This window comes from Streptomyces sp. 1-11 (assembly GCF_007176755.1).
Taxonomy (GTDB): Bacteria; Actinomycetota; Actinomycetes; order Streptomycetales; family Streptomycetaceae; genus Streptomyces.
The window spans coordinates 103,364-118,468 of the sequence record NZ_BJTV01000018.1 but is presented as its reverse complement, the minus strand read 5'-3'; the positions used below and the strand labels follow the sequence as shown (position 1 = coordinate 118,468).

Here is a 15,105-nt window from a genome sequence, read left to right as displayed (position 1 = left end):
CGAAATGGGGGTACGATCCTGCCATGAACACAGCGGACCTTGGGCTGCCGGTGGACGTTCCCTCGACGGCGCTCTTCACGGACCAGTACGAGCTGACGATGCTGCAGGCCGCGCTGAAGGCCGGTACGGCCGAGCGGCGCAGCGTCTTCGAGGTCTTCACCCGGCGGCTGCCCCCGGGTCGCCGCTACGGCGTGGTGGGGGGCACCGGACGCGTGCTGGACGCGGTCGAGAACTTCCGCTTCGACGAGGACCTCCTCGGCTTCCTGCGGCAGCACGGCATCGTCGACGAGGAGACCCTGAAGTGGCTCGCCGGCTACCGCTTCAGCGGTGACGTGTGGGGTTACCCCGAGGGCGAGGTGTACTTCCCGGGCTCGCCGATCCTGCGGGTCGAGGGCTCCTTCGCCGAGTGCGTGCTGCTGGAGACGGTGATCCTCTCGATCCTCAACCACGACTCGGCGATCGCGGCCGCCGCGTCCCGGATGGCCTCGGCGGCCGGTGACCGGCCGCTGATCGAGATGGGCGCCCGCCGCACCCACGAGCTGGCCGCCGTGGCCGCCTCCCGGGCCGCCTACGTCGGCGGCTTCGCGACCACCTCCGACCTCGCGGCCGGCTTCCGGTACGGCATCCCGACCGTCGGCACCTCGGCGCACGCCTTCACCCTGCTGCACGACCGGGAGCGGGACGCCTTCCAGGCCCAGGTCGACTCCCTCGGCCGGGGCACCACGCTCCTGGTGGACACCTACGACGTCGCCGCGGCCGTCCGCACGGCGGTGGAGGTGGCCGGTCCGGAGCTGGGCGCGGTGCGCATCGACTCCGGGGACCTGCTGCTCGTCGCGCACCGGGTGCGGCAGCAGCTCGACGAGCTGGGCGCGACCGGCACGAAGATCGTCGTCACCTCCGACCTGGACGAGTACGCCATCGCCTCGCTCGCGGCGGCGCCGGTGGACGCGTACGGCGTCGGCACCCAGCTCGTCACCGGCTCCGGGCACCCGACCTGCTCGATGGTCTACAAGCTGGTCGCCCGGGCCGAGTCCGCCGATCCGGCGGCGCCGATGGTGCCGGTGGCGAAGAAGTCCACCGGGGGCAAGACCTCCGTCGGCGGCCGCAAGTGGGCGGCGCGCCGGCTGGACCGGGACGGGATCGCGGAGGCCGAGGTCGTCGGCACCGGGCCGGTCCCCGCCGAGCTGGCCGGACGGCAGCTCCTGGTGCGGCTGATCGAGAACGGCGAGGTCGCCGCGCGCGAGCCGCTGGACGTGGCGCGCGAGCGGCACATCGCGGCACGCGGCGCGCTGCCGCTGTCCGCCACGCAGCTCTCCCGGGGCGAGCCCGTGCTCCCGACGGAGTACGTGCAGGGCGGGTCGGGTAGCTAGAAGCAGGACAGACCGTTCGCTCCCCCGTCCGTCGGCCCCCTCCCGCGGGGACCGTGAAGTCTCTAGGCTCAGTTACTCAACCGGACAGTCGAAGGACACCCACCATGCGCCGCGCCTTGATCGTCGTAGACGTGCAGAACGACTTCTGCGAGGGAGGCAGCCTGGCGGTCACCGGCGGCGCCGACGTGGCCGCCGCCGTCACCGAGCTGATCGGGCAGGCGGCGGGCACCGGCTACCGCCATGTGGTGGCCACCCGCGACCACCACATCGCGCCCGGCGGTCACTTCGCCGACGACCCCGACTTCGTCCACTCCTGGCCCGCGCACTGCGTCGCGGGCACCGAGGGGGTCGGCTTCCACCCGAACTTCGCACCGGCCGTCGCCTCCGGCGCGGTGGACGCGGTCTTCGACAAGGGCGCGTACGCGGCCGCCTACAGCGGCTTCGAGGGCGCCGACGAGAACGGCGTCCCGCTGGCCGAGTGGCTGCGCGCCCGGCACATCGACGAGGTGGACGTGGTCGGCATAGCCACCGACCACTGCGTCCGGGCCACCGCGCTGGACGCGGCCCGCGAGGGCTTCCGCACCCAGGTCCTGCTGGACCTGACCGCGGGCGTCGCCCCGCAGACCACGGAGCGGGCCCTGGAGGAGCTGCGCGCGGCCGGGGTGGAACTCACCGGCAAGCCGGTGGTCGGCGGCTAGGAGCCGTCCGGCATTCGCGCCGGATCAGCCCGCAGCGTCCGGTGCCGCGCATCGCGAGGCGGAGGGCCGCCGTGGTACTGGATGTACCTGGGCGTACCCGACGACGTGCGCCCGGGGGCGGGCTCAGCCGCGCCGGGCCACGGCGGGGGCGGGTGTGCGCAGCAGGGCGCGGATCGGGTGCCACAGCTCGGTCACCGCGACACCGCCGTCCGGTGCCGTGCGCCATATGAGGCCGTCGGGGTGGTGCAGCACCGCCGTGATCTCGTCCGGGGTCGGCGGGGCGGTGTTGCCGCGCAGGTAGATCGCGCGCAGGCCCAGGTTGCGCAGCCTGGTCAGGGCTCGGGCGCGGTTCTGGGCGTGCACCAGGACGCGCACCCCGGCGGGGCCGCCGGCCGGGCTGGGGCTGGGCAGGTTGAGTGCCACCACCACCGTGCCGTTCGGCAGTTTGCTGAAGCCTCCTGCGGCCATGCGGTCACATCCCCGTTCCGGTCGGTGTCAATAAGCGATCCACAGGACGCACCTAAACACGATCGGCGGCGACCCGCCAGGGGGTCACCGCCGATACGCTTTTGACCTGCGGATATATCCGCTACTTCACCGCCGGGCCGACCTCGAGGTCGATCGTCGAGCCGCCGTGGGCCTGCTTGACGATCTTGATCTTGGTGTTGGTGTCAGTGATCTTGACGCCACCGGTCGGGTTCGCCGGGTCGTAGTAGGTGCTGGTGTGGTCGTTGAAGACCGGCACACCCTTCTGCGACTTGATCTTGAGCGCCTTGTCGGCCTTGTGCAGCGTGATGCCGTCCGTGGCGTCCAGGCTGAACGGCGAGTCGTAGGCCTGGATCCGGTTGCGCAGCAGCGTGCCGTCGGACCACTTCAGCGCCTTGTAGTGCGCGTCCACGGGCAGGATCAGACCGGTGCCCGGGTGGCTGTTGACGTTGGTGTTGTTGTCCGCCTGGGAGGTGTCCCACTTCCAGATCAGCAGGCCGTTCTGGTACGGGTAGTGCTCCACCCAGTCCGGGCGCGACGAGAAGCCGAAGTTGTACGGGCCGACCTTGAGGGTCTTGTCGTACGACACGTACTGGCGGTTCTCGGCGATGTAGTACTGGCTGTAGTCCCTGGTGAAGGACGCGCCGACGCGGGAGAAGCCGTTGGCGGTCCAAGCGGGGTCCGCGGACTCGGCGTTGTCGGAGAACACCGGCGTGCCGTCGGCGGTCACCGTGATCTCGTCGGCCGTGAAGCCCTTCAGGGCCACGCCGCCGTCGGTCTGGTAGCGGAAGCGGAGCTGGATGTTCTGGCCGGCGTAGGCGTCCAGCGGGTACGACAGCTTCTTGTAGCCGGCGACCGTGCCGGTCAGGGCCGGCTTGTCGGAGGCGTCACGCGGGATGGGCTGGCCGTCCACCGTGCCGTCGATCGCGGTCCAGTTGGCGCCGCCGTCGGTCGACACCTCGGTGTAGAGGAAGTCGTACTCGGACTCGATGTCGTACCAGCCGTCGAGCGAGAGGGTGGCGGACTTCTTGCCCGTGAGGTCCACGGAACGGGTCAGCGTGTTCTTGAGGTCGTCGCCGCTGCCGCTCCACCACTGGGTGGCGCCCTCGGCCGGGGTGACGATCTCGGTCTTCACGGCCTTCTTCGGCAGCGAGACCACCAGCGCCTGGCGGTACTTGGTGTTGTACTCGGCGACGCCCAGCTTGTGCCACGACTTCACGCCCGCCTTGGCGGTGTCGTAGTTCAGCCAGCCGAGCTGCAGCTTGTCCCAGGCGTTCATGTCGCCCGGCATGTCGCCGATGGCCTCCTTGCCGGTTCCCAGCCAGGAACCGGAGGACATCAGCGTCCAGAAGCCGGTGGAGTTGTCGCCGCCGGCGGTGTCGTACTCGTCCGGCAGACCGAGGTCGTGGCCGTACTCGTGGGCGAAGACACCGAGGCCGCCGTTCTCCGGCTGGATGGTGTAGTCGCCGACCCAGACACCGGTGTCGCCGACCTGCGTGCCGCCGAGCTTGTTGTCGCTCGGGCCGGTGGCGCCGGCGTCGGTGCCGAAGGCGTACCAGCGGTGCGCCCAGATGGCGTCCGTGCCCTGGGCGCCGCCGCCCGCGGACTCGTCCTCACCGGCGTGCACGAGCTGGAAGTGGTCGACGTAGCCGTCGGGCTCGTTGAAGTTGCCGTCGCCGTCGTAGTCGTAGCGGTCCCACTGGTCGTACTTGGCCAGGTCCGCCTTGATGTCGGCGTCGGACTTGCCGGCCTTCTTCTGGTCGGCGACCCAGGCGTTGAGGCCGTCGCGGACGACGTTCCACACGCTGGAGCAGTTGGTCTGGCCGCAGGCGTTGTTGCCGTAACGGGCCTCGTTGTAAGGGACCTTGACCCAGTCCGAGACCTCGCCGTCCACGGAGTAGCGGCCCGAGGACTGCTTCTCGTAGTACTTCTTCAGCGACTCCGTCTTCGAGCCGGTGCCGAAGTAGAGGTTCTGGAAGTGCTTCTGGTTGTAGTCCTGCTGCCAGGCCGTGGAGTTGTCCTTCTTGCGGTCCGGCTTGGCGATCGTGTTGTGCAGCGGGCCGGCGGTGCCGCCGTACCGCGGGTCCGTCTGGTCGCCGAACTCCACCAGGATGGTGAAGATCTTGTCGGTCTTCTCCCGGCTCAGCTCGACGTACTTGCTGTCGCCCTTCTTGCTCTTGAGCTGGACGACCTTCGAGCCGTTGCGGTCCTTGGCCTTCGCCTTGCCCGCTATGAGCTGGTTCAGGGCCTCCTGACGCTGGGCGCGCTGCGTCTTGCTCAGCGGGCCGTCGAGGTCGTGGGCCTTCTGGTTCACCGGGGCCGGGTCGTGCCGGTTCGCGGCTGCCGACGAGGGCTGGGTGCTCGCCTCGGCGACCGCGAAGGTCGCGTAGGTGGCGGAGGCCGTCGCGAGCGCCACACCGATGGCGGCGACTCTGAACGTCCAGGGTCTGCTGGTCACTTGAGTTCCTCCCCCGCGCCGCGCGCACGGACAGGGGGTTCCCGGTTCATGGAGAGTTCCGTGCGCGCACGTTCAACGCGTGTATCAAGTGACGTAATTTGACTAGAGGTTTAGAAGAAAAAACAGACCTTGACTTGAGCAGGACAAGTGCACTATGCGGAGACGAGGTTCGCTTTACGAACGCCTCGGGGTGTCGGCCGACGGGCGCGTGGGACCGTCCGCTTGCCGGACCCATGACTCCGTGCGCCCCCTGTGCACCGGTACTGTGGGTTAGGTCATGCTTACCGGGCGCGCGGCTCGGGCATGCACCGCGAAGAGAGTCGAACGGCACCCCGAATCCCCCGAGATGTTTCCGAGGACACGATTGCCATGCCTCGTCCGACCGCCGCACAGCTCGCCTACGGTTCGTGCACCGTGATCCTGTCGACACTCGCCATGCTGCTGCTGTCCCAGGCGAGTTCCGGCCTCGCGGTCTCTGTCATCGCCCTGGCCGCGCTGGCCCTGGGGCTGCTCGTCGCGATGACGGTCCCCCTGCCGGGGGCGCGCGCCGCCGAGCGGCCGGCCGAGCCGGCGCGGGAGGGCGAGCGGGTCCCGACCAGGCTCTGAACGACGCACACGCGAGCGGCGGATCCGTGGCGTCCACGGATCCGCCGCTCGCCGCCCCGCGTCCCTCAGCGGGTGCTGACCTCCACCGTCTTGGCGGCCTTGTCGTGCAGCCCCTGCTTGTACGGCTTGTCGAAGTAGCTCCAGCCGCCGCAGATCACCGTCCAGACGCAGGCGCAGCAGAAGGCGAACGGCAGCCACAGCACCAGGGCGCGGATCAGCGAGGTCTGCGTCGAGGGCGTGGCGCCGTCGTTCAGGTTGGCCACCCGCATCCCGAGCCACTTCTTGCCCAGGGTCTGCCCCGACCTGGCGATCAGGATCGTGTCGTAGGCGACGTAGAGGACCGCGGCGACCAACGACTGCCAGAGCGACCGGCCGACCTCGGCCCGGTTGCCGTTCACGTCGTACTGGTGCACGCCGAGGGGCCAGGTGACCAGCCAGACGGCGATGCCCACGAGGATCATGTCGATGATGCGGGCGAGGGTGCGCCTGCCGTTTTCGGCGAGCGGGGGCATGCCGGCGAGCGGGTCGGCGTGGCCGCCGTACGGGCCGCCGCCGTAGGGACCTCCTCCCCCGTAGGGGCCGCCCGCGCCGTAGGGGCCGCCTGCGCCGGGGGGTCCGCCTCCGTAGGGGCCGCCGCCGTGGGGCTCACCGCCGCCGTAGGGGGGCGGCTGCTGTCCGCCCCAGTGCGGCGGGGGCTGCCCGCCCTCGCCCGGGGGCGGCTGTCCGCCGGGCGGCGGGGGCTGCCGGTCGCCGGGCGGGGTGTCGTACGGCGAGCCCGTCCTCCCCGGGTCCGACGGGGGCCGCTTCTGGAACGGGTCGTCCTCGGGAGGCTCGGCTCCGGAGCCGGGGGGCGGTTCACTGCTCATGGCCCGAGTGGACCGCGAACGCACCGGCTCCGCACCCGGCGGACGGCCGTACGGGGTACGGGGTACGAGGTACGGGGCAGCCGTCAGTCCGCGACGAAGGTGTGGGCCGCCTTGTCGTGCCAGCACTGGCGCCAGGGCCGGTCGAACAGGCCCCACAGCACGCCGATCAGCCCGATCCCGAGCAGGCCGGGAACGCTGTAGACCAGCCAGCGGCGCAGGGCCGCGCCGAACGCGGGAGGCTCGTGCGCCTCGATGTCCCGGACCTCGATCCCGCACAGCTTCTTGCCGAGCGTACGGCCCCACCTGGCGGTGGGCAGCACCTCGTACAGCACGCCGAAGACGAGCAGGATGCCGACGACGATGGCGAGCGCGGTGCCGGTCGTGCCGTCGATCAGCCAGACGGTGACGGTACGGCCGGACAGCCTGGCCTCGTCGATCTTGTCCTGGATGTGGTCGGCCGCCCGGGTGCCCAGCGGCACGGCGGCGGCCGCGGTGACGGCGCCGACGACCAGGTTGTCGACCAGCCGGGCCGCGAGGCGTTTGCCGAGGCCGGCCGGGCGGGCCGCGGCCTGCCGGCGGGCCGCGGCCTGGAACACGTCGTCGACCGGCGGCTTCCACGGCGCCACGGGCTGCTCGTCCGATCCCCCGGCCAGCCGGTGCACCTGCTGGGGCCAGGAGGCCTGGCCGCCGCCCGGCCCGGCGGTCAGCGGGGTGCCGGACCCGGCGGACCGCCCGGGCGCCGACTGGTGGGGAACGGCCTGCTGGGGCGCGGCCTGCTGATGTCCCGTCTGCCGCGGTGCGGTCTGCGGGGAGGCCGCCTGCTGGGGCACGGCGGGGGCCGCGGCCGCCGGGGGCTGGGACCCCTGCGGGGACTGCGCGCCCGCACGCGCGGCGGCGGCCTTCCCGGCGCCGAAGCCGGGACCCCCGGCCGGGCCCTGGGCACCGGTGCCGGCGGGACCAGCCGGCCCCGCCTGCGGCGCCACGGCCGGCCCCTGGGGGTTGAAGGCACCGGAGGCCGCACCGGGGCCAGGGGCTCCATGGCCCGGGGCTCCGGGTCCCGTGGCGGCCGGTCCGAAACCGGGGGCGCCGCCCGCGTGCGGGCCGGCGGACGCGCCGGACCGCCCGCCCCGGGCGGGGTTCGGCTCCTGGCCCGGCACCTGACGGAAGGTCATGGTGCCGGAGTCCTGGACGGCGGCGGGGCCGGGGACCGGACGCCGGAAGATGAAGGTGCCGCTGGGGTCGGGCTCGTCGTCGGCCGGCGGGATCGACGCCGTGCCGTCGGTACGGGCCGCGTGCCCGGCCGGCTGGGACGGGGGGTCGGCGGGGACCCTCGGGTCGGCGCCCCAGGCGGACGCCTGCGAACCGCCGGACCACTCCCCCGCGGGCTCCGGCTGCGGGTCCTCGTCGAAGAAGTGCGGGCCCGTCTCCTCCACGGCCGGGACCGCCGGGCTGAACCCGGGCGGCGGAGCGAGCGGTTCACCGTCCCGCGGCGCCGGCCGGCTGGTGCCCGGCACCCAGGAGGCGCCGTTCCAGTACCGGACGTAACCGGGGATGGACGGGTCCGGGTAGTAGCCCTCGCGGGGCCTGTCGTCACCGGGGGCCGGGGTTGGGGCGCTCATGTCCGTCGTCCCGTATCTGCTCGGGGGTGGTAAGGGGCTCCACATCTATCAGACCGGGGCATCCCGCACCGCCAGTCCCGCCGTACCCACCCCTTTCCGGGCAACGGCGTGCACGGATCCGCGCACCGGATCGGGGAAACTTCCCCGGACCCGCGTAATGGCCGCGCCCCTGTCCCCTCTCCCCCTGCGCGGGCCCACGTCCGAGCGGCCCCGGAAGAGAGGAAACACAGGTCATGCAGCAGACCGTGGTGGAACGGGAGCTGGAGATCCAGCTCGTCCTGTCGCCCGGGCGCAGCGTCCCGGTGCCGGCCCGGCTCGGTTACCGGTCCGGCGACCCGTACGCCGTGCACCTCACCTTCCACACCGACTCCGAGCACCCCGTCGAGTGGACGTTCGCCCGGGAGCTCCTGGTGGAGGGGGTGTTCCGGCCGTGCGGGCACGGGGACGTGCGGGTGTGGCCGACGAAGGCGGAGGACCGCGGCGCCGTCCTGGTCGCGCTGAGTTCGCCGGACGGCGACGCCCTGCTGGAGCTGCCGGCCACGCCGGTGTCCGCGTGGCTGGAGCGGACGCTGCGGGCGGTGCCGCCGGGCACCGAGGACGGGCGGCTGGGCATCGACGACGAACTCGACGAGCTGCTCGCCCGGTGAGGCCCGGCGGCTCAGAAGAGCTTGCCCGGGTTGAGGATGCCGAGCGGGTCGAAGACCCCCTTCACCGCGCGCTGCATCTCCACCCCGACCGGTCCGATCTCCCGGGCCAGCCACTCCTTCTTGAGCACGCCCACTCCGTGCTCGCCGGTGATGGTGCCGCCGAGTTCCAGACCCAGGGCCATGATCTCGTCGAAGGACTCGCGGGCCCGCCGGGACTCCTCGGGGTCCTGGGCGTCGAAGCAGACGGTGGGGTGGGTGTTGCCGTCGCCGGCGTGCGCGCAGACGCCGATGGTCAGGCCGTACTTCGCGGCGATCCGCTCGACGCCCTCCAGCATCGCGCCGAGCTTCGAGCGGGGCACGCACACGTCGTCGATCATCGTCGTGCCCTTGACCGCCTCCAGCGCGGTCAGCGAGAGCCGCCGGGCCTGCAGCAGGAGTTCGGACTCGGCGGCGTCGTCGGCGGGCACCACCTGGGTGGCGCCGGCGGCCTCGCACAGCGCGCCCAGGGCGGCGAGGTCGGCGGCGGGGTCCGGGGTGTCGAACGCGGCGAGCAGCAGCGCCTCGGTGGTCTCCGGCAGGCCCATGTGGGCGAGGTCGTTGACCGCCTTGACGGTCGTACGGTCCATCAGTTCGAGGAGGGACGGCACGTGCCCGCCCTCCATGATCCGGCAGACGGCGTCGCAGGCGGCGGCCGAGGAGGCGAACTCGGCGGCCAGCACGAGCTGCTGGGGCGGCTTCGGCTTCAGCGCCAGCACGGCCCGCACGACGATGCCGAGGGAGCCCTCGGAGCCGACGAAGAGCCGGGTCAGGTCGTAGCCGGCGACGCCCTTGGCGGTGCGCCGGCCGGTGGACATCAGCCGGCCGTCGGCGAGGACGACGTCCAGGCCGAGCACGTACTCGGCCGTCACCCCGTACTTCACGCAGCACAGGCCGCCGGACGCCGTGCCGATGTTGCCGCCGATGGTGCACATCTCCCAGCTCGAGGGATCCGGCGGGTAGTACAGGCCGTACTTCTCCACCTCGCGGGAGAGCGCCGCGTTGACGACGCCCGGTTCGACGACGGCGATCCGGTCGACCGGGCTGACCTCCAGGATCCGGTCCATCCGCGTCAGGGACAGCACGATGGAGCCGTCGGTGGCATTGGCGCCGCCGGACAGTCCTGTGCGGGCGCCCTGCGGGACGACCGGGACGCGCAGCTCGGTCGCGGTCCGCATGACGTGCCGCACCTCCTCCACGGTGCGCGGCAGCACGACCACGGCCGGGGCGCCGGAGGGGCAGAAGCTCGCCATGTCGTTTGCGTAGGAGGCCGTGACGTCGGGATCGGTCAGCACGGCCTCCGGCGGCAGGCCGGCCAGCAGCAGGTCGGTGAGGTTGCTCGTCACTTCGTCGCGGGGCGCTTCGATACGGCTCACGATCACAGCGTGACACCCGGGGCCATCGGTGTGAACCCCGTCCGTGCCGCCCTTGGGCCACCCGGATGTGCCCGGCGTACTGCCGCACAGTGAACCGTATGGAGATCCGACAGTACGGCAGCTCCGGCCCCGGTCCGTCCGCGGCGGCCGGGCCGCCTCCGCCGCGCCGTTCCCGGCGTCTGCTGCGGCGCCTGCTGGTCACCGTGCTGGCGGGCTCGGCCGCCGCGGGCGGGGCGCTGATGCTGCTGCCGCACGAGCCCGCGGCACCGCGGCGGGCGGCGCCCCCCGCCGCGGGGCCGCGGGCGCAGGCGCCCGCGCTGACGGCGGCCGCGGTCACCACCGGCGTCCCGGCCGCGCTGCCGGACCTCGCGGCGCTCATCGGCCGGCAGGAGAGCGCGGTGCGGGCGCGGCCGCGGGACGCGCGGGCCTGGGCGGTGCTGGGAGCGGCGTACGTGCAGCGGGGGCGGCGGGCCGCCGACGCGGCGGACTATCCGCGGGCCGAACGGGCGCTGCGGACCGCGCTGGACGCCGCCGGCACCCGGCCGGCCGAACGGGCGGCGGCGCTGGGCGGGCTGGCCGCGCTGGCGAACGCGCGGCGGGACTTCCCGGCGGCGAAGGGGTACGGCGAGCAGGCGCTGAAGCTGACCCCGAAGAGCTGGCCGGCGTACCCGCCGCTGATCGAGGCCTACACCGGGCTCGGCGACTACGAGGCGGCCCGGGGCGCCCTGGACAAGCTGCTGCGGCTGCGCACCGCGGCGGCGGACCGGCCGGCGGTGATGGCGCGGGCCTCGGCCGTCTACCGGGACCGTGGCTGGCGCGAGGACTCCGTGGCCCAGCTGACGGACGCGGCGGCGGCCGCCCGGACCCCCGCCGAACAGGCCGCGTACCTGGCCGGGGTGGGGCAGCTCGCCTGGGAGCGGGGCGACCGGGAGGACGCGCTGCGGCACTTCGAGGCGGCCCTGCGGCTGGATCCCGACCAGCGGGCGGCGCTGTCCGGGAAGGCCCGGACGCTGGCCGCGCTGGGCCGCGCCGACGAGGCGGTCGCCGTGTACCGGGCCGCCCTCGCCAAGCGGCCGGACCCGCGGGACGCGCTGGAGCTGGGCGAGCTGCAGGAGTCGCTGAAACGGTCCGACGACGCCGAGCGGAGTTACGGCGTGCTGCGCGAGCGCGTCCGGCGGTCGGCGGCGGGCGGGGTCGACGAGGAGCTGCTGACCGGGCAGTTCGAGGCGGACCACGCCGACGCGGACGACGCGGTGAAGCGGCTGCGCGCGGAGTGGCGGCGCCAGCCCGGGATCGAGGTGGCCGACGCCCTCGGCTGGGCGCTGTACCGGGCGGGAGAGGAGACCGAGGCGCTGACCTACGTCTCGATCGCCACGGACAAGGCGAAGGGCGGCGGTGTGATCAGCGCCCTGTACGCGTTCCACCGGGGCATGGTCGAACGCGAGCTGGGCAAGGACGGGCCGGCCCGGCGGCACCTGGAGGAGGCGCTGCGGATCAACCCGTACTTCTCGCCGCTCGGGGCACCGCGGGCACGGGAGGCGCTGCGGGGGCTCGGGAAGGTCTCCGACGAGCCCCCGCCGGACGACGTGTCCTGAGGGGACGCCGCTACAGGTTGCCGCGCTTCTCCTGCTCGCGCTCGATCGCCTCGAACAGGGCCTTGAAGTTGCCCTTGCCGAAGCCCATCGAGCCGTGCCGCTCGATCAGTTCGAAGAACACGGTCGGCTTGTCCTGGACCGGCTTGGTGAAGATCTGCAGCAGGTAGCCGTCCTCGTCGCGGTCGGCGAGGATCTTCAGCTCGCGCAGGGTGTCGACCGGGACCCGGGTGTCGCCGACCCACTCGCCGAGGGTGTCGTAGTAGGAGTCCGGGGTGTCGAGGAACTGGACGCCGGCCGCGCGCATGGTCCGCACCGTCTGCACGATGTCGTTGGTGTTCAGCGCGATGTGCTGGACGCCGGCGCCGCCGTAGAACTCCAGGTACTCGTCGATCTGGGACTTCTTCTTGGCGATCGCGGGCTCGTTGATCGGGAACTTCACCTTGAGGGTGCCGTCCGCGACGACCTTCGACATCAGCGCGCTGTACTCGGTGGCGATGTCGTCGCCCACGAACTCCTTCATGTTCGTGAAGCCCATGACCTTGTTGTAGAACTCGACCCACTCGTTCATCCGGCCGAGCTCGACGTTGCCGACGCAGTGGTCGACGGCCTGGAAGGTGCGCTGGGCGGGCTGCTCGACGATCGGCTCGGCGGCCACGTAGCCGGGCAGGTACGGGCCGTCGTAGCCGGTGCGCTCGACCAGGGTGTGGCGGGTCTCGCCGTAGGTGGCGATGGCGGCCAGGACGACGGTGCCGTGCTCGTCCTTCACCTCGTACGGCTCGGCGACGGAGCGGGCGCCGTGCTCGACGGCGTAGGCGTGGGCGGCGCGCGCGTCCGGCACCTCGATGGCCAGGTCGACGACGCCGTCGCCGTGCTCGGCCACGTGCTGGGCGATGAAGTGGCCCCAGGGGGTGCTCGGCTTGATCACCGAGGTGAGGACGAACCGTGCCGAGCCGTTCTCCAGCACGTAACTCGCGGTCTCCCGGCTGCCGTTCTCCGGTCCGGAGTAGGCGACCAGCTTCATGCCGAAGGCGCTGGAGTAGTAGTGCGCGGCCTGCTTGGCGTTGCCCACGGCGAAGACGACCGCGTCCATTCCCTTGACCGGGAAGGGGTCGGCCTGCCGTGCGGTGTCGGGAGCGTGGTCTGTGGTCTGCGTCATAGCGGAAGGGTGGACCCGGCCTGCAAGGTGCGCAATAGTTCGCGTAATCGCTGGGCAATGTGTTCAGCACGATGGCGGAACCAGCGGGCTTTCTGTACAGGATGACCATCCCCGGGAGGTGCTGTGGCGATCGATCGCCTGGACGGCCGGATCATCGTGCTGCTGGCGCGGGAACCGCGGATCGGGGTGCTGGAGATGTCCCGGCGGCTCGGGGTCGCCCGGGGCACGGTCCAGGCGCGGCTGGACCGGCTGCAGTCGAACGGGGTGATCCGCGGTTTCGGCCCCCAGGTGGACCCGGCGGCCCTCGGCTACCCGGTCACCGCGTTCGCCACGCTGCAGATCCGGCAGGGCCAGGGGGCCGACGTACGAGCCCACCTGACGACCGTGCCGGAGGTGCTGGAGCTGCTGACCACCACCGGCAGCGGGGACATGCTGTGCCGGCTGGTGGCACGGTCGAACGCCGACCTGCAGCGGGTGATCGACCTGGTCGTCGGCTTCGACGGCATCGTCCGGGCCTCCACGGCGATCGTCATGGAGAACCCCGTTCCGCTGCGGATCATCCCGCTGGTGGAGCAGGCCGCCGCCGGCGAGTGAGCCGGCGCCCGCACCGGGGACGCGGCGCCGGCCCGGCCGGGGCCCGGCGGGATTTGTCAGACAGGCCTTAGCAGCTCGGGACCCCGCTCCCGCCCTTCTCCAGGGCCACCAGGGAGTTCACCGCGCCCTTGAGCGTGGTCACCGGGATCAGCCGCAGGCCCTTGGGCAGTTCCGACTTGGCGTCGGCGCACTCCGCCTTCGGCACCAGGAAGACGGTGGCCCCGTCCCGCCGGGCGGCCTGGGTCTTCAGGGCCACTCCGCCCACCGCGCCGACCTTGCCGGCGGCGTCGATCGTGCCCGTCCCGGCGATGGTGCGGCCGCCCGTGAGGTCGCCGCCGTGGCCGTCGCCGTGCAGCGTGTCGATGATCCCCAGCGTGAACAGCAGCCCCGCGCTGGGCCCGCCGACGTCGGCGAGCTCCAGCCGCACCTTGACCTTGTCGGGGCTCAGGTCCAGGTAGTCGAGCGCCGCCCGGGTTGCCGCGTCCTGGGACTGCCGCATCTGCTTCTCGTTGTACTTCTCGATCTCCTTGACGGAGTTGCCGCTCGGGTAGACCGCGTCCCGGGGCATCACGGCCCGGTCGGTGCGGAACCAGTTGCCGAGCACGTCCGCGAGCGACACCCGGGTGTCCGGGCCGGTCGCCTCGATGGTCGTCATCCGCAGCTGCCCGCCGGTCTCGCGGACCGGCGCGCCCTTGACGGTGATCACCTGGGTGCTCCGGTTCTTGCCGAGCACGTCCGCCGTCATCCCGGGCTGCGCCACCGAGAACGGCAGCGGCGCGAACACCGCCGTGGCGAGCAGGGCCACGACGGGCAGGGCGCAGACGGCGACGGCCTGGGGACGCGTGAGACGTGAGAGCACGCATTCAATCTACGTGACCCCCCGGTGGCGGCCCACCACAGCTCAGCGCAGGGCCTCCGCGACCTCCCGGGCCGCGTCCATCACCCGCGGTCCCACCCGCTCCGGCACGGCGTCCGCCAGCATCACCACGCCCACGCTGCCCTCGACCCCCGTGACCCCGACCAGCGGCGCCGCCGCCCCGCAGGCGCCCGCCTCCAGCTCCCCGTGCGTCAGGGTGTAACCGGGGTCGGTCTGCGGCGACTGCCGGGCGGAGAGGATCGCCCGGCCCGCGGCCCCCCGGTCCAGCGGGTGCCGGAAACCGGCCCGGTAGGCCACGTGGTAGTCCGTCCACGTCGGCTCGACCACCGCGACGGCCAGCGCCTCCGTCCCGTCCACCAGCGTCAGGTGCGCCGTCGCGCCGATGTCGTCGGCGAGCGACCGCAGCGCGGGCAGCGCCGCCTCCCGTACCAGCGGATGCACCTGCCGGCCGAGCCGCAGCACCCCGAGTCCGACCCTGGCGCGCCCGCCGAGGTCACGCCGTACCAGCGCGTGCTGCTCCAGCGTGGCGAGCAACCGGTACACCACGGTCCGGTTGACGCCCAGTTTGTTGGAAAGCTCGGTGACGGTCAGCCCGTGGTCGGTGTCGGCCAGCAGCTTGAGGACACGCAGTCCCCGGTCGAGCGTCTGGGAGGTCTCCGCGGTCACGACGCCCACTCCTTCGGCGGTGAGGTCGGCGGACCCCGGAGCGACGGATGCGACA

14 protein-coding genes are annotated in these 15,105 nt (G+C 72.7%); 6 read left to right on the top strand and 8 right to left on the bottom strand.

Translation table 11 applies throughout. The features are described from left to right. Positions 1 to 23: 23 nt before the first annotated feature. Positions 24 to 1,370 (top strand): nicotinate phosphoribosyltransferase, encoded by a 1,347-nt coding sequence (locus TNCT1_RS30295; RefSeq protein WP_143638441.1) that lies wholly within the window; start codon positions 24 to 26, stop codon positions 1,368 to 1,370. A 104-nt stretch (positions 1,371 to 1,474) separates the two neighbouring features. Further along, positions 1,475 to 2,068 carry a nicotinamidase gene (locus TNCT1_RS30290; RefSeq protein ID WP_143638439.1) on the top strand — a complete coding sequence of 198 codons (594 nt, stop codon included), beginning with the start codon at positions 1,475 to 1,477 and terminating at the stop codon, positions 2,066 to 2,068. Between the two features lie 123 nt (positions 2,069 to 2,191). Here the strand turns inward: TNCT1_RS30290 and TNCT1_RS30285 are convergent, their stop codons facing one another. Then, positions 2,192 to 2,536, bottom strand: a complete 345-nt coding sequence (locus TNCT1_RS30285) for a hypothetical protein (protein WP_143638437.1) — start codon at positions 2,534 to 2,536, stop codon at positions 2,192 to 2,194. Positions 2,537 to 2,657: 121 nt separating this feature from the next. Next, complete coding sequence (locus tag TNCT1_RS30280) at positions 2,658 to 5,012, bottom strand: immune inhibitor A domain-containing protein (RefSeq protein ID WP_143638435.1); 2,355 nt, start codon at positions 5,010 to 5,012, stop codon at positions 2,658 to 2,660. Between the two features lie 369 nt (positions 5,013 to 5,381). Between TNCT1_RS30280 and TNCT1_RS30275 the strand changes: the two genes are divergently transcribed. Further along, positions 5,382 to 5,618: a hypothetical protein gene (locus tag TNCT1_RS30275; RefSeq protein ID WP_143638433.1), complete on the top strand. Its 237-nt coding sequence runs from the start codon at positions 5,382 to 5,384 to the stop codon at positions 5,616 to 5,618. Positions 5,619 to 5,683: 65 nt separating this feature from the next. Here TNCT1_RS30275 and TNCT1_RS30270 read toward each other — a convergent pair whose 3' ends face one another. Beyond that, complete coding sequence (locus TNCT1_RS30270; protein WP_143638431.1) at positions 5,684 to 6,484, bottom strand: RDD family protein; 801 nt, start codon at positions 6,482 to 6,484, stop codon at positions 5,684 to 5,686. An 83-nt stretch (positions 6,485 to 6,567) separates the two neighbouring features. Further along, positions 6,568 to 8,103 (bottom strand): RDD family protein, encoded by a 1,536-nt coding sequence (locus TNCT1_RS30265; RefSeq protein WP_143638429.1) that lies wholly within the window; start codon positions 8,101 to 8,103, stop codon positions 6,568 to 6,570. Positions 8,104 to 8,336: 233 nt separating this feature from the next. Between TNCT1_RS30265 and TNCT1_RS30260 the strand changes: the two genes are divergently transcribed. After that, positions 8,337 to 8,750, top strand: coding sequence for an SsgA family sporulation/cell division regulator (locus TNCT1_RS30260; RefSeq protein WP_143638427.1), 414 nt, complete (start codon positions 8,337 to 8,339; stop codon positions 8,748 to 8,750). An 11-nt stretch (positions 8,751 to 8,761) separates the two neighbouring features. Here TNCT1_RS30260 and TNCT1_RS30255 read toward each other — a convergent pair whose 3' ends face one another. After that, positions 8,762 to 10,168, bottom strand: coding sequence for an FAD-binding oxidoreductase (locus TNCT1_RS30255; protein ID WP_143638425.1), 1,407 nt, complete (start codon positions 10,166 to 10,168; stop codon positions 8,762 to 8,764). A gap of 92 nt (positions 10,169 to 10,260) precedes the next feature. On the opposite strand from TNCT1_RS30255, the gene TNCT1_RS30250 reads away from it, so the two are divergent. Continuing rightward, the gene (locus TNCT1_RS30250) at positions 10,261 to 11,757 is read left to right on the top strand and encodes a lipopolysaccharide assembly protein LapB (RefSeq protein WP_143638423.1); all 1,497 of its coding nucleotides are present in this window, start codon (positions 10,261 to 10,263) and stop codon (positions 11,755 to 11,757) included. A gap of 10 nt (positions 11,758 to 11,767) precedes the next feature. Here the strand turns inward: TNCT1_RS30250 and hppD are convergent, their stop codons facing one another. Beyond that, positions 11,768 to 12,913, bottom strand: coding sequence for a 4-hydroxyphenylpyruvate dioxygenase (hppD, locus tag TNCT1_RS30245; RefSeq protein ID WP_143638421.1), 1,146 nt, complete (start codon positions 12,911 to 12,913; stop codon positions 11,768 to 11,770). 123 nt (positions 12,914 to 13,036) lie between these two features. On the opposite strand from hppD, the gene TNCT1_RS30240 reads away from it, so the two are divergent. Further along, entirely contained in the window at positions 13,037 to 13,507 is a 471-nt protein-coding gene (locus tag TNCT1_RS30240; protein ID WP_143638419.1) for an Lrp/AsnC family transcriptional regulator, read from the top strand. A gap of 67 nt (positions 13,508 to 13,574) precedes the next feature. On the opposite strand, the gene TNCT1_RS30235 is transcribed toward TNCT1_RS30240, so the two are convergent. Further along, positions 13,575 to 14,366: a S16 family serine protease gene (locus tag TNCT1_RS30235; RefSeq protein ID WP_143638417.1), complete on the bottom strand. Its 792-nt coding sequence runs from the start codon at positions 14,364 to 14,366 to the stop codon at positions 13,575 to 13,577. 42 nt (positions 14,367 to 14,408) lie between these two features. Then, positions 14,409 to 15,050, bottom strand: a complete 642-nt coding sequence (locus TNCT1_RS30230) for an IclR family transcriptional regulator (protein WP_143638415.1) — start codon at positions 15,048 to 15,050, stop codon at positions 14,409 to 14,411. Positions 15,051 to 15,105: the final 55 nt, after the last annotated feature.